A 14,497-nucleotide genomic window follows, 5' to 3' on the forward strand; every position below is an offset into this window, starting at 1 on the left:
AATGGATGTATGTTCAAGGTTAGTTCAGAAGGCTCTGGTTTTCTGATTTTTTTATGCTCAGTAGTGATATGCAAAAAAGAACAAAGTTAACGTCAGTTAACTTTTACCTTTATTCTACTTTCCCCAAAGTAAGAATAATCTAACCCCTTTGAGATGAGCAAAAGCTCATCTTTTTTTATTACAAAACTAAAGAGGATATTATCTTAATAATATCCTCTCTATTTCCTATAATATACTTTTTTAATAACTTTAAAATTTGTTTATTAAAGAAGATATATAATATAATTAATATCTTCTCTCTATAAATCCAACTTTTTTATAAACTTTTCTAAGAGTTTTTCTAGCTTGTTTTTCAGCCTTTTCAGCTCCCATAGTATATATTTTTTCTAAATAATCTTTATTATTAAGAAGGTCAACGTATTTTTCTCTTATCGGTCTTAAAGCTTCTGATACTACTTCAGCTACATCTTCTTTAAATACTCCATAACCTTTACCTTCATACATATTTGCAATTTCTTCTACACTCTTTTTGCTTAAATTAGAATATATATCAAGTAAGTTTTTAATACCAGGTTGTTCGTCAGTGTACTTTACAACACCTAAAGAATCAGTAACACTTCTCTTAATCTTTCTCTTTATAGTATCTGAATCATCTGCCAATAATATAAATGCATTGTCATTTGAATCAGATTTACTCATTTTCTTAGTTGGTTCTTGTAAACTCATTACTCTTGCTCCACCTTTTGGATAGTATCCTTCTGGAACTACAAATGTAGGTGAAAATCTATTGTTAAATCTATTTGCTAAATCACGAGATAATTCTAAATGCTGTTTTTGGTCATCTCCAACTGGAACCAAATCAGCTTGATATAATAGTATATCAGCAGCCATAAGAACTGGATACGTAAATAATCCTGCATTTAGATTTGCTTCACTCTTTTGTGATTTATCTTTAAATTGAGTCATTCTACTTAATTCACCCATATAAGTCATTGTATTTAATATCCACATAAGTTCAACATGTTCTTTAACATGTGATTGTATAAATATAGTATTTTTTTCTGGGTCTAATCCACAAGCTAGATATTGAGCAAGTAATTCTATAGTATTAGCTCTCAAAACTTTAGGGTCTTGAGGTACTGTTATTGCATGTAAATCAACAATACTATAATAACAATTATAATTTTCTTGAAGTTCAGTCCAGTTTTTTATAGCTCCTAAATAGTTTCCTAGAGTCATCTTACCTGATGGTTGTGCACCACTAAATATAACCTTTTTTTCACTCATATGATTTGTACCTCCTTATATATTTATATTGATTTTAACATGCTTAATACGATATCTTTAGAATTGTTGGCTGCCTCATGTACAAATACTTCATATGCAACACCAGCACTTCCATCTGCTTTATCAGACATCGCTCTTATTATGACAAATGGAACATTATTTAAGTAACATACATGAGCTATAGCTCCACCTTCCATCTCTCCACAATACCCGCCAAAATCATTTACTAATTCTTCTTTTAATTCTTTAGAGTTTATAAATATATCTCCTGTTACTACTCTTCCTTTTAATACTTTATGAGTTTTTGTTTCTTCTACAGAAGATTTATAGGCAGCTTCTACGAGTCTTTCATCTGCTTTAAATACAGATGTTTCCATTCTTGGTATAACACCTTTAGGGTCTCCAAATGCAGTAGTATCTATATCGTATTGTATCGCATCAGTTGAAATTACTATATCATTGACATCAAGATTTTCATTTAAAGCCCCTGCAACACCTGTATTAACAATAGCATCAACTTTAAATTCACTTATTAATATTTGTGCACAAAGAGCAGAGTTAACTTTTCCTATACCACATTTTACTAATACAACATTTTTTCCTTCTAAAGTTCCTTTATGAAATTCTAAGCTAGCTTTTTTTACAATTTCTTTAATATCCATTAAATTTACTAATATACTTACTTCTTCATCCATTGCACCTATAATTCCTATTACGTTCATTTTGCCTCCTAAATTTTCTATATTAAAAAATCCGTCCTAAATCAATAGGACGGATATATTTTCCGTGGTACCACCTAAATTTATATATACTCAAATCTGAATATATATATCTTAATATATGCTATAACGTGCACACACGATATCAGATAATCTACAGTCTTAAACTGCATTTCACCTTACTCCTCAAAGACCCATTCAATAAACACTTTTTATTAAGCTCTCAGCACCCTTAATTCTCTGTGTAAAAGTCTATTTATTTACTCTTTCTTATCTCAGGATTTAATTTATTAATTTCTTTATTTTATAATATTCCTTATGATATAAATTGTCAACTATATATATAATAATATCCAAAATATATATTTAAAATACATTTTTATTTAGCTGATCTCTTTTCGTATCTATTCCATAACCATAGACCAGATAAGATAACTAGAAGACCTCCACCAATCATTTCTATTTCATATATGATATTTTCAGCAAATGTAGGCATAACTGGTGCTGCTGATAACAATATACCAACTACAGTTACAGTTAAAACCATTTTAGCTAAACCTATACAAGTACTTGTTGATTTTGCCATAGTATATGGTCTAATTTCATCTGGTCTCTCTTTTCTTAGTTTAATATAAGAAGCATATAACAACACATATGGGAATAATGCAGTTAATGCTGTCATAGTTACAAGAACATTGTATATAGCATCAACAGAAGGCATTAATGTAGTCACCAATAATATTATAGTAACTATTATTGCTTGAAGTATAACTGCTTTAGAAGGTATCTTATGTTTATTTACTTCTACCAAACTATCTGGAAATACTCCTTTTTTAACACTACCAAATAACATTTTTATTGGTGATGCTATATAAAGAACTATTGCTCCTAATATTGAAAAAGCTATACCAAAAGCTATCAATTGAACTAACCAAGAACCTATTCCTAAAGATTCACAAACAGCTGCAAGTGCATCTAATACACCTTTAGAAGCAGTAATTTGGTCTGGTGGTATTATCATTGTTATTGCAATAGAACCTAATACATATAATGAAGCAACTATTCCAGCTGATATTAATATAGCTTTAGGGAAGTTCTTTTCAGGCTTATCTATTTCTGTTATAAAGTTAGCTGCAGTTTCTGCTCCTGCTAAACCAAACATTATAGCTGATATAGCAACAAATGCATCCATATTAAGTTTTGGAGTCATTGAAGCTATTGTATATGTTGAAGCTATATCATGTTTTTTCAATACTAATACTGCTAAAAATGAAAATATTATAAGTATAGCACTTGGTATTGTTGAACCTAATGCACCTGTATTAGTGAATATTTTTGTAAAACTTATTCCTTTAGTTGCTATAATAGATAATACCCAGAATATTACTAAAGATAATATAAGTACAAATATCTTATTATCTGCAAGTGCTGGATTTCCTATTGTATAAGAAACATTTACTGCTAAAAAAGTTAGGAATGAAGAATACCAAAATATTTTAGCTGTCCAGTTTAACCAAGAAACTAAAAATCCATATTTTTCTCCAAAGGCTTCCTTAACCCAATCATATAAACCTCCATCACCTTTTTGGTATGTAGAAGCTAATTCAGCACAAATTAAAGCTCCTGGTACGAAATATATAAATGAGAATAATAACCACATAGGTATTGCACCTAATCCTAAACCGAAGCTTGACGCTGTCGACTTAGCTATCCATCTTATACCATATAAAGCTGATACATTCATAAATACCAAACTCCATAGGCCTATTTTTTTCTTTTCCATCCTATTATAATTTCCCCTCTCTTTATTAATTAAAAATTGATTTCATAACTGTTAAAATAGATTCAGCCTATAAAATACTTCAATTTAACCTATAAAATACTTTAAATAGAAATATTTATACTTCAAATTTAGATATTTTGAAATCAAAATTTACTAAAAGTGATAAATTTTGAAAGTTCCATCACTTTCTCTTTAATGATACTAAATTTTTAAAATTGTTTCAATATTATTTTAATATAAAAATTTTTTTATTAATTTTCATAATTATATAACTATCTCAAATATATATTTTTACTTATTCAAGTTATTATTTTTATAAAATTTTCACAATATAAACTGATTTTACTTTTCTTTTAATGTAAAATGAGGAATTAAATTTAATATAAAAGATATATGTTAAAAATTTTTTATATTTCTAGAAGAAAAGTATACTAATTTTTGTTTAATAGTGCTAAAATTGATTTGTATCGAATTTTGATTAGGAGGAAATTATTATGAAGACTCAAAGATTAAATGCTGTACTTGAACAAATGAAAAAAGATGATATTTCTCAAATGTTGGTAAGTGATCCTACTTCAATATTTTATTTAACAGGATTACTAATCCACCCAGGTGAAAGACTACTAGCTTTATACCTAAATTTAAATGGTAATAATAAATTATTTATAAATGAATTATTCCCAGTTGCAGAAGATTTAGGTGTTGAAATGGTTTGGTTTAATGATACTCAAAATCCAATAGAAATAGTAACTGAACATGTAGACAAAAATGCTACTATGGGTGTTGACAAAAACTGGCCAGCTAGATTCTTATTAAGCTTAATAGAATCAGGTGGAGGAAGCAAATTTGTAAACTCATCTTATATAATAGATACTTTAAGAATGTGTAAAGATGAAGAAGAAAAAGAATTAATGAGAATAGCTTCAAGATTAAATGACAAAGGTATGGAACAACTTAAAGCTACTGTTTCTGGTGAACTTACAGAAAAACAACTTGTTGGTAAATTATCTAAAATATATGAAGACTTAGGTGCTGATGGATTTTCATTTGACCCTATCATAGGATTTGGTCCTAATGGAGCCAATCCACATGGAGAACCAGGAAATGCTCTTGTAAAACCAGGTGACGCAATAATATTAGATATAGGTTGCATAAAAGATAACTATTGTGCTGATATGACAAGAACTGTATTCTATAAAGAAATACCTGAAAAAGGTAGAGAAATATTTGAAATAGTTCTTGAAGCCAATAAGAGAGCTGAAGCTATTGTAAAACCAGGAGTTAGATTCTGTGATATAGATGCAGCTGCTCGTGATTACATAACTGAAAAAGGATATGGACAATACTTCACTCATAGAACAGGTCACTCTATAGGACTTGAAGTTCATGATAAGGGAGATGTATCTTCTATAAATACAGATACTGTACAACCAGGAATGATATTCTCTATAGAACCAGGTATATATTTACCAGGAGAGTTTGGAGTTAGAATAGAAGATTTAGTACTAGTTACTGAAGATGGTTGCGAAATACTAAACAAATATGACAAAGAAATATGTGTAGTTGGTTAATTATAAGATTAACTTAGTAACATCAAAATAAGCTGTATAAAAATGATTTTATTCATTTTTATACAGCTTTAACTTTTTAATTTATTATTTATATTGCAGTTATCAAAATTGCACCTTTTGAAGTATATGTTCCCATTACTGAACCAACTTCACAGATTACAACATCTTTATATTTAACATCCTTTTCCATAGCTTCTCTTACTTTTTGAGCCTTTTCAGGGCAGTTAGCATGTCCTATAAATAAAACCTTATCTTCTTTATCTATAATTTTTGATTCTACTAACTGAATCAGTTTTTTCAAGCTATTCCCTTCACCTCTTGCCTTATCTATTGGAGTTACAATCCCATCTGCAACTTGTATTATAGCCTTAAAATTTAATGTATTTATAATTTTTCCTGCTATTGGATTTATTCGCCCTCCTTTGATAGCGTTTTCTAGCGTCTCTAGAGTTCCATAAAATGGTGGATTGTCTTTATATCTATCTATTATTGAAACAATTTCTTCAAGTTCTTTTCCTTCTTTTATTAATATTGCCGCTTTTAATATTAATTGTCCTATGCCAATTGACCCACTAAGTGAATCTATAATTTCGATTTTTTTATTATTTCCTTCTTTTTCGAACATATCTTTTGCCAAAAGTGCACTATTATAAGTTCCAGATAATCCTGAACTTATATTAATTACTAATATACTTTCCTCTTCACATTGATATGCCTCTAAAAACTTATCTGGCGAAGGACATGATGTTTTTGGCAATAATTTACTTTCATCCATTTTTCTGTAGAAAGTTTCATTATCTATTTCCTTCCCAGATATATAGCTCTCTTCTCCAAAAGATACATTTAAACCAATAACTTCAATATTGTATTTCTCTATTATATGATTAGGTAAGTCACATGCACTGTCTACTATCAATTTTATTTTATCCATATTAACCTCACTATAATATATTGTTTTTGTTTATTCAGTCGGTCGTACGACCGATTTAATTATTATTTTATATTTTGAATTAAAAAAAGTCAATAGATATAGATTCTTGCTTTATTGACAATAATTTTCTATAAGCTTATAATGTTATTAATTTGTTATAAATATACATAGAAAGGTAGGTTTTATGAAAACAAATAATATGAAACAGGCTATTTTATTATCTGCTACTAATTTAATAGCCAAAAATGGAGTTCAAAATACTAGTCTTGCTGATATTGCAAAAGATGTGAATATAAGTAAGGGTACATTGTATTATCACTACTCATCTAAAAATGATATTATATATGACATTGCCGATACTCATTTAGAAGTTATAACTAGTGCTATATTAAACTGTGTAAAAAATGTCAAATCCAAAAATTCTCAAATAGAAATGGTCAACTTAATACTAGAAAAAATATCTACTATAGAAAGTCGTGGTAGAGTACATATGTATCTTATTTGTGAGGCTATTACTTCAAATGATGATTTGAAAGAAAGAATGAGATTAAAATATATTGAATGGCGAACTACCCTTAAATCTGAAATTATTGAATCCCTTGAAAAATATAGTGGTGATGAAAATGAACAGGATGCTGAATCTTTTTCTTTTTTACTTATGTCTATAGTTGATGGTTTGGTTGTCCAAAGCTTGTTAAAAACAGAAAAAATACCTTATGAAAATATTGCTTCTTTTTTAGTTAATCATTGGATTTAAACTTAATATTTTAATAATTAATAAAAGTGAACCATTAAAGTTTTTTACTTTAAACAGTTCACTTTTTTATTTGCTATGAATAATTTTTATTTAAACCTTCATGGAATCACAAAATAAAAATCATTTTATTAATTTAAAATATTTCTATTTATGTTGATGTGTATGCCCATCTAAATGTTCATGCCCATGTGTATGTGTATGTTCATGCCCATGCTCATGAGTCCCTGAAAATCCATCATCATGATTATGGTCATGCCCTACACCGTTTACGTGCTCATGTTCATGCCCATGACTGTGAGAATGTTCATGTGAATGTTGATTGCTATCTCCTCCACAACATCCTTCTCCTCCAGTTCCACAGCATCCATTTGCATGTGGATTATGATGATTTCTTACTACAAATCTTTCTCTTAACATATTATTATACCTCCTAGTATATTATTGAGCACTTCATGTGCCCCATTAGTTACAGTATACATCTAACTAGGTACAATAACAAGATATATGGTATTTTTTAACACTTATATCTTATAGAAATTTATCTTTAAAACCTCCACCTTTTACTTCTTCTACATTGTTTACAGAAATAAAAGCTTCACTATCCATATCATAAATTAAATCCTTAAATTTACCTACTTCATTTGCAGATATGATACAGTAAATCATTTTTTTCTTATTCTGCGTATATGCTCCTTCTGCTTCTAAAAAAGTTACGCCTCTACCCATCTTATTCATTATTACTTTTGATATTTCTTCATATCTATTTGATATTAAGAGTATAGATTTTTTTCTATCGAAGCAATCTTTTGCTATATCCATTGTAAAAGAAATTATATACATAGTAATTAGAGTGTACATTACCAATTTTGCTCCAAATAAAAATGCACCTGCACATACTACAAAAAAATTAATAAATAAAAATGTATTTTTCATTGGTATATCATACTTTCTTTTCATTATAGCTGCTATTATATCAAGTCCTCCAGCAGTAGCTCTTGCTTTAAATGTTAACCCCATACCTATACCAGTTAAAACACCACCATAAATACACTGCAGCATAGTATCATTTATAGGAAAATATTTAGCAATATCTTGTGTTACCCCAAGTGCAACAGAAAATAGCAACATATTGACAAAACTTATTAACAAAAATTTATTATCAAAATACTTTTTAGCTATAATAAATATCGGTATGTTCATCAAAAAACTAGATAATCCCTGATTTATACCAAATAACTTATATAATATAACACAAATTCCAGCTACTCCTCCACTTAACAACTTGGCTGGTGCTAGATATAAATTTATTCCTATGGTTGATAAAATCATTCCCAATATAATAAGACCATATTGCAAAAATATGTTATTATCAATACTTAGTTTTTTGCTTTCACCATACATCAAAACGCACCCCTTTGCATAATAAATAAACTACCCTGCATAATGCACAATAAATTCAAAAATAAATTTACCAGAAGTAGTTAACTCTAAAATATTATTCATCCTCACTTAAACGTTTATTCACTAACATTTTATCATATGCTATAAATAATTTATATGATTTATATAAATTTATTTATTGTAAATTTTGGAATATTAAAACATTTAATTATTAGTCTACTAAAGCAATTAATTAAATAAAGAAATAAGCTATCTTTTTAAAAAAAGCCCTATAGAAATTTACAAATAAATTTCTATAGGGCTCTTAATTAACAACTTATTATTTTTTATTTTCTTGTAACTTTTATACCTGTCATATGGTCATTTAAGTTTTGTTCTTCTAAAGATTTATCATCCACTCTATTTATTTCTAAAGCTAAAGTCTCAGACTTGATGTATTCATTAAAATGCTCAACAGCCTTAGCAATTTCATCATCACCACAGTAATCTATTACTATGTTGTCTAATACTTCAAAATTGCTAGATTTTCTCAATTGTTGTACTTTAGATATAAATTCTCTAGCATATCCTTCATCAATTAACTCATCAGTTAATTTAGTATCTAATATAACGAAAAGATTATTTTCAACAGATACATTAAATCCTTCTTTAGCAGTTATACCTATTAATACTAAGTCTTTATTAAACTCAAAAGCTTCACCATTTAAATCAACTGTTAAAGTTTCACCATTTTCAAGTTTATTAGCAGTTTCATGTGCATTTAATTTATTTAATGCTCCTACAAATAAGTTCATCTTAGCACCTAATACTGGTCCTGCTTCTTTAAAGTTTGGTTTTAAGCTAAAGTTCATATATTCATCCAAATCTTTAGCAAATACTACTTCTTTAACATTAAGTTCTTCTTTTATTAAATCAACTACATCACTTATTGTATCTTCAAACTTACCATCTACTAATACTTTTTGTAACGGTTGACGAACTTTTATTCTCTCAACTTCTCTTGAAGCTCTACCTAAAGTAACTAGATTCTTAGCTAAATCCATTTTTTCTTCTAATTTAGTATCAATTAGACTCTCATTAAACTTAGGATATTCAGCTAAATGAACAGATACTTCTCCAGTTAGATTTCTATACATTTCTTCTGACATATATGGAGCAAATGGTGCTATAGCTCTGCAAAGTCCATGTAATAATTCATAAGTTGTATTGTATACAGCTTTTTTATCTTCTGTTAATTCAGTTGCCCAGAATCTTCTTCTTGAACGTCTTATATACCAGTTAGATAAATCATCATTTATGAAATCTTGTATCATTCTTAAAGTTTTATTTAATTCAAATATCTCTAAGTTTTCTTCTACATCTTTCATTAAATTATTGAATTTAGATAGTATCCATCTGTCAAGTTCTGGTCTATCTTTGTATTCTACAAAGAATTCAGTTGGATTTATATCATCTGTATTTGCATATAAAGTAAAGAAGTTATATACATTCTTCATAGTACCTATAAATTTACTTTGGATTTCTTTTAATCCATCCATATCAAATTTAGTTGGAGTCCATGGTGGAGAAACATATAGTAAATACCATCTTAGTGCATCTGCTCCATATTGGTCAAACAACTGCATAGGATTTACTGTATTTCCTCTTGATTTACTCATTTTCTTTCCATCTTTATCAAGTACAAGGTCTGGAACTAAGACACTCTTATATGGTGCTTTTCCTAATACAAATGTTGATACTGCAAGTAATGAGTAGAACCAACCTCTAGTTTGGTCTATACCTTCTGATATATAATCAGCTGGGAATAGTTTATCAAAGTTTTCTTTGTTTTCAAATGGATAGTGGTGTTGTGCAAATGGCATAGCTCCACTATCAAACCAGCAGTCTATAACTTCTGTTACTCTTGTCATTGGTTTTCCACATTTTTCACACTTTAAGTGTATATCATCTACATATGGTCTATGAAGTTCTACAGTTTCTGGGTTTACATCTTCTACAGCTTTTTCAGCTAATTCTGCTCTTGAACCAACTGAATCTGTATGGCCACATTCACATCTCCATATAGGAAGTGGAGTTCCCCAATATCTAGTTCTTGATATTGCCCAATCATTTAGATTTTCTAACCAGTTTCCAAATCTCTTTTCACCTACAAAGCTTGGGAACCATTTTACACCATTATTATTTTCTATTAATTTATCTTTAAGCTTAGTCATTTCTATATACCAGCTTGGTTTTGCATAGTACACAAGTGGAGTTTGACATCTCCAACAATGTGGATAATTATGAACTACTTTTTCCTTACTATATAGTTTATTTTCAGAAGCTAGCCATTTTATTATTTCAACATCTAGCCCATCTTCCATTACAAATCTACCTTCCCAAGGAGTAGCTGTAAATTTACCAGTTTCATCTACTGGCTGTACAACTGGTAAATCGTATCTTTTACCTGTATTGTAGTCATCTTCACCAAATGCTGGTGCTGTATGAACTATTCCAGTACCATCTTCAGTGGTTACATAATCTCCTACTGTAATGAAAAATGCTTTTTTATCAACTTCTACAAAAGGCATTAATTGTTCATATTCTAATCCTTCTAAATCTTTACCTTTCATTTCTTCTAAAACTTCATAGTCTTCACCTAATACTTTATTAGCTAAAGGTTTAGATACATAATATACCTCATCACCTTTTTTAACTTTTAAGTAATCAACATCAGCATTTACTGTTAATGAAACATTTGATGGTAAAGTCCATGGAGTAGTCGTCCATGCTAAGAAGTATTCATTAGCATCTTTTTTCTTAAATTTAGCTACAACTGTATTTGTCTTTACCTCTTTATATCCTTGTGCAACCTCATGACTAGCAAGACCAGTTCCACATCTTGGGCAATAAGGAAGTATTTTATGCCCTTCATAGATATATCCTTCTTTATTGAATTTATTAAGTATCCACCATACAGATTCTATATAGTTATTATCTAAAGTTATATATGGATTATCTAAGTCAACTTCATAAGCCATTCTCTCAGTCATTATTCTCCATTGTTTTTCAAATGAGAAAACTGACTCTCTACATTTTTGGTTAAATTCAGCTATTCCATATTCTTCTATTTGTTGCTTGCTAGTAAGACCTAATTCTTTTTCTACTTGTATTTCAACTGGTAATCCGTGTGTATCCCAACCAGCTTTTCTCTTTACTTGATAACCAGACATTGTCTTATATCTACAAACAGAATCTTTAAGTGTTCTAGATAAAACATGATGTACTCCAGGATTTCCATTAGCTGTTGGAGGTCCTTCATAAAATACAAAACTTGGGTCGTCTTTACCTTTTTCTAGAGTTTTTTCAAGTATATCTATGTCTTTCCAATAGTCAAAAACTTGTGCTTCTGCTTGTTTTACAGAACTGTCCACCAATGGCTTAAATTTTGCCATATAAATCACCCTTTCTTACAGTTATTATAATTCCAAAGTTTTTATTCTTTTACATAAATTTGAATAATAAAAAACCCGTCCCCTTTAAACAAAGGGACGAGTTATCAATCGCGTTACCACCCTAATTCTATATGTGAACTTAACAATACTCACATATAACACTCTAATAGTATAACGGCACTAACCGGCACAGCTTAATAAAGTTTAATCGTTCAGCCTGCAGCTCAAGAGTGATTCTCATCTTTATAAATTCCTTGGTTCTCAGCATACCCAATTCTCTGTAAAATTATCTAAAGATAATTGTCTCTATCAACGCTTTTAAAAATTTATCTGTGTTTATATGAAATTCTATAACAAATAATTTGAATAGTCAATATATTTTTGAAAAATATAATAATTTATATTTTTCTTGTATTTTTATCCTATTTTTAGTTTTTGTTATAGTATTCTCAAACTTAAACAATAATTCTACCTAAAATCCAGTAAGATTATTGTTTATTCTAAAGTTGTAGCAGCTTCATCATTACTATAATTATACACTGATGTACCTTCAAATGCATTTACACATTTTTCATCTACATCATAAAAAATCTCATCGACACTTCTTATTTCATCTTCTAACAATGATTTAAATTTATTTCTAAATATCTTAAATTCTTTAACTAAAGCATCGTACTCTTTTCTTATCTCTATAACACGATTATTAGCCTGTTCTATAATTTGTCTAGCTTTTAAATCTGCTTCTTCAACGATTATCTTAGCTTTTTTATTTGCTGCACTACAAGTGTCTTCTGCTGCACTTTGAGCAGTTATTAAAGTAGCTTTTAGTGTTTCTTCAATATTTTCATATTTGTTTACTTGGTCTTGATATAATCCTAATTTTTCTTTAAGAGCTGTATTTTCTCTACACAGAGATTCATAATCTTCTTTGATGATATCTAAAAACTCATCAACTTCTTCATCTCTATAACCTCTTAAACCTTTTTTAAACTCTTTATTTTCTATCTCAATTGGAGTTAGCATTACATTTCCTCCCAGCTATAATTTTAATTAGTCCTTATACAATTAATTTTGCTTGAACTTTTATTCTTCCTTTTTTAGTAATATCTCCTATTTGTGTTACTTTAGCTCTTCCTTTACCTCTAATAGAAATTAAATCATCATTTTTAATTATTTTAGAAGTTGAAGTTATCTTTTCATAATTGACATGGACTTTTTCTCCATTTATGTATTTTGCACTATCTTGCCTAGATATATTGTAAAGACTACTTATGATACAATCTAACCTATCTGAAGATACTGTAAATGATACTTCCTTATATTTTGAAGAACTATTAACAATATTTTCTCTGGAAATTTCCTTTACAATTACACTATTTCTTGAAACTTTCTCTAAATTTATGATTATAAAATCACAAATATCACTACTTACAACTACTTGACAAAAACTATCATGTATAATTATATCTCCAATTTTTTCTCTTTTTATACCTAGATTCAAAATTGCTCCTAAATAATCTTTATGAGATATACTTTTAAATTTAAAATTTCCTTCTATCTGTAAAAATCTAAGAGTATCTTCTATATCCTCATATTCCATGTAAAATGGATAAATAAATACAGTGCTTCTTTCAGCTTGTTCGTAACCTCCATCCACACTGTATTTTATTTCATTAGTAGAATTTAATATATCTACAGCATTTCTCACTTCATATGGATTAAGAAACTCAGTAGACTTAACATCATAGTTTTTTATACAACTATTAGCCTTGTCTATTACTTTAAACATTTTATTTTTCAAGTCTATATCCTTTATGTGATTTGTCAATTTCAATTTGTCCATGTTATCACCTTAGAATATAACCAATACTAATTGTCTTAGGAACATCAATAATACTATTGCAATTAAAGGAGAAAAATCTATCGGCCCATTTGTGTATTTGTACATTATAGACCTTATTGGACCTTCTATTGGCTCTGTAAGATTTTCTAAAATCTCAAAAATTTTGCTTTGTCTTCCATTTGGAAACCAAGTCATCAAGCTTTTTATAACTATCATCCATGCTATTATGTCTAAAAGATAATACAGTGCAATTCTTATTGTTCCCATACATTAACCGCCTTTTTACTATTTATTTTGCCAAGGGAAGAATGCTTTGCTTTCTAATTCTTTTTTCATATTTGCATCTATATCTACATTATTAGGAGCTAGTATAAATATTGACTTAGAAACCTTTTGTATACTTCCATCTAAAACATAAACCGCTCCATTCATAAAATTAAATATAGATTTACGAACTTCAGAATTAGTCAATCCTTCCAAATTCACTATAACTGCCCTTCTTTGTTTTAGATGGTCTGCTATAGTTGCAGCTTCATCATAAACTTTAGGTTCAACTATTACAACTTTCATTTGAGAAGTTGTATGTAAATTTACAATTTTATTTGCTTTTGCAGCACTAAATCCTCCATTTATTTCTTCCTCTTGAACTATATCGTCCATACCACTTTCATATTCATCTTCAATATAATCTTCATCTTCATCAACTATCCAGTTCTTAAATTTAGATATTATTCCATTTGACATTATTAACTTCCTCCTTAGAATTTATTC

The 14,497-nt window shown here is 28.7% G+C and carries 13 protein-coding genes and 2 other annotated features; of the genes, 2 read left to right on the plus strand and 11 right to left on the minus strand.

Annotated elements, in window-relative coordinates:
- Positions 1-285 precede the first annotated feature (285 nt).
- The 3 genes from trpS to KGF41_RS01945 all read right to left on the minus strand — a co-directional run bounded on the left by trpS (position 286) and on the right by KGF41_RS01945 (position 3,789).
- A complete protein-coding gene (gene trpS, locus KGF41_RS01935; protein WP_227856296.1) occupies positions 286-1,287 on the minus strand; it encodes a tryptophan--tRNA ligase in 1,002 nt (333 codons plus the stop codon).
- A gap of 23 nt (positions 1,288-1,310) precedes the next feature.
- Positions 1,311-2,009 (minus strand): 5'-methylthioadenosine/adenosylhomocysteine nucleosidase, encoded by a 699-nt coding sequence (locus tag KGF41_RS01940; protein WP_227828095.1) that lies wholly within the window; start codon positions 2,007-2,009, stop codon positions 1,311-1,313.
- Positions 2,010-2,051: 42 nt separating this feature from the next.
- Positions 2,052-2,292 (minus strand) — a binding site (T-box leader).
- A gap of 93 nt (positions 2,293-2,385) precedes the next feature.
- On the minus strand, positions 2,386-3,789 hold the full coding sequence (locus KGF41_RS01945; RefSeq protein ID WP_227828094.1) for an amino acid permease: 1,404 nt from the start codon (positions 3,787-3,789) through the stop codon (positions 2,386-2,388).
- A 494-nt stretch (positions 3,790-4,283) separates the two neighbouring features.
- Here KGF41_RS01945 and KGF41_RS01950 point away from each other — a divergent pair, with 494 nt between their 5' ends.
- Positions 4,284-5,360 (plus strand): M24 family metallopeptidase, encoded by a 1,077-nt coding sequence (locus KGF41_RS01950; RefSeq protein ID WP_227432453.1) that lies wholly within the window; start codon positions 4,284-4,286, stop codon positions 5,358-5,360.
- Between the two features lie 88 nt (positions 5,361-5,448).
- On the opposite strand, the gene KGF41_RS01955 is transcribed toward KGF41_RS01950, so the two are convergent.
- The gene (locus KGF41_RS01955) at positions 5,449-6,291 is read right to left on the minus strand and encodes a DegV family protein (RefSeq protein WP_227829142.1); all 843 of its coding nucleotides are present in this window, start codon (positions 6,289-6,291) and stop codon (positions 5,449-5,451) included.
- Positions 6,292-6,475: 184 nt separating this feature from the next.
- Between KGF41_RS01955 and KGF41_RS01960 the strand changes: the two genes are divergently transcribed.
- Positions 6,476-7,048 carry a TetR/AcrR family transcriptional regulator gene (locus KGF41_RS01960; RefSeq protein ID WP_227829143.1) on the plus strand — a complete coding sequence of 191 codons (573 nt, stop codon included), beginning with the start codon at positions 6,476-6,478 and terminating at the stop codon, positions 7,046-7,048.
- Between the two features lie 144 nt (positions 7,049-7,192).
- Here KGF41_RS01960 and KGF41_RS01965 read toward each other — a convergent pair whose 3' ends face one another.
- The 7 genes from KGF41_RS01965 to KGF41_RS01995 form a co-directional block, all read right to left on the minus strand.
- The gene (locus KGF41_RS01965; RefSeq protein ID WP_227829144.1) at positions 7,193-7,465 is read right to left on the minus strand and encodes a hypothetical protein; all 273 of its coding nucleotides are present in this window, start codon (positions 7,463-7,465) and stop codon (positions 7,193-7,195) included.
- Positions 7,466-7,576: 111 nt separating this feature from the next.
- Positions 7,577-8,449 (minus strand): YitT family protein, encoded by an 873-nt coding sequence (locus KGF41_RS01970; RefSeq protein ID WP_227829145.1) that lies wholly within the window; start codon positions 8,447-8,449, stop codon positions 7,577-7,579.
- A gap of 326 nt (positions 8,450-8,775) precedes the next feature.
- Positions 8,776-11,883, minus strand: a complete 3,108-nt coding sequence (gene ileS, locus KGF41_RS01975) for an isoleucine--tRNA ligase (RefSeq protein ID WP_227829146.1) — start codon at positions 11,881-11,883, stop codon at positions 8,776-8,778.
- 89 nt (positions 11,884-11,972) lie between these two features.
- Positions 11,973-12,205, minus strand: a binding site (T-box leader).
- Between the two features lie 173 nt (positions 12,206-12,378).
- Positions 12,379-12,906: a DivIVA domain-containing protein gene (locus tag KGF41_RS01980; protein ID WP_227432447.1), complete on the minus strand. Its 528-nt coding sequence runs from the start codon at positions 12,904-12,906 to the stop codon at positions 12,379-12,381.
- Positions 12,907-12,940: 34 nt separating this feature from the next.
- Entirely contained in the window at positions 12,941-13,726 is a 786-nt protein-coding gene (locus KGF41_RS01985) for an RNA-binding protein (protein ID WP_227829147.1), read from the minus strand.
- A gap of 9 nt (positions 13,727-13,735) precedes the next feature.
- The gene (locus KGF41_RS01990) at positions 13,736-13,993 is read right to left on the minus strand and encodes a YggT family protein (RefSeq protein WP_054274603.1); all 258 of its coding nucleotides are present in this window, start codon (positions 13,991-13,993) and stop codon (positions 13,736-13,738) included.
- Between the two features lie 18 nt (positions 13,994-14,011).
- Positions 14,012-14,470 (minus strand): cell division protein SepF, encoded by a 459-nt coding sequence (locus KGF41_RS01995; RefSeq protein WP_227829148.1) that lies wholly within the window; start codon positions 14,468-14,470, stop codon positions 14,012-14,014.
- Between the last annotated feature and the right edge of the window lie 27 nt (positions 14,471-14,497).

This window comes from Clostridioides sp. ZZV14-6150 (assembly GCF_020657875.1).
Classification (GTDB): Bacteria; Bacillota; Clostridia; order Peptostreptococcales; family Peptostreptococcaceae; genus Clostridioides.

Coding starts and splice junctions, on each gene's coding strand:
- trpS (WP_227856296.1), bottom strand. CDS start 1,287: ATGAGTGAAAAAAAGGTTATATTTAGTGGTGCACAACCATCAGGTAAG.
- KGF41_RS01940 (WP_227828095.1), bottom strand. CDS start 2,009: ATGAACGTAATAGGAATTATAGGTGCAATGGATGAAGAAGTAAGTATA.
- KGF41_RS01945 (WP_227828094.1), bottom strand. CDS start 3,789: ATGGAAAAGAAAAAAATAGGCCTATGGAGTTTGGTATTTATGAATGTA.
- KGF41_RS01950 (WP_227432453.1), top strand. CDS start 4,284: ATGAAGACTCAAAGATTAAATGCTGTACTTGAACAAATGAAAAAAGAT.
- KGF41_RS01955 (WP_227829142.1), bottom strand. CDS start 6,291: ATGGATAAAATAAAATTGATAGTAGACAGTGCATGTGACTTACCTAAT.
- KGF41_RS01960 (WP_227829143.1), top strand. CDS start 6,476: ATGAAAACAAATAATATGAAACAGGCTATTTTATTATCTGCTACTAAT.
- KGF41_RS01965 (WP_227829144.1), bottom strand. CDS start 7,465: ATGTTAAGAGAAAGATTTGTAGTAAGAAATCATCATAATCCACATGCA.
- KGF41_RS01970 (WP_227829145.1), bottom strand. CDS start 8,449: ATGTATGGTGAAAGCAAAAAACTAAGTATTGATAATAACATATTTTTG.
- ileS (WP_227829146.1), bottom strand. CDS start 11,883: ATGGCAAAATTTAAGCCATTGGTGGACAGTTCTGTAAAACAAGCAGAA.
- KGF41_RS01980 (WP_227432447.1), bottom strand. CDS start 12,906: ATGCTAACTCCAATTGAGATAGAAAATAAAGAGTTTAAAAAAGGTTTA.
- KGF41_RS01985 (WP_227829147.1), bottom strand. CDS start 13,726: ATGGACAAATTGAAATTGACAAATCACATAAAGGATATAGACTTGAAA.
- KGF41_RS01990 (WP_054274603.1), bottom strand. CDS start 13,993: ATGGGAACAATAAGAATTGCACTGTATTATCTTTTAGACATAATAGCA.
- KGF41_RS01995 (WP_227829148.1), bottom strand. CDS start 14,470: ATGTCAAATGGAATAATATCTAAATTTAAGAACTGGATAGTTGATGAA.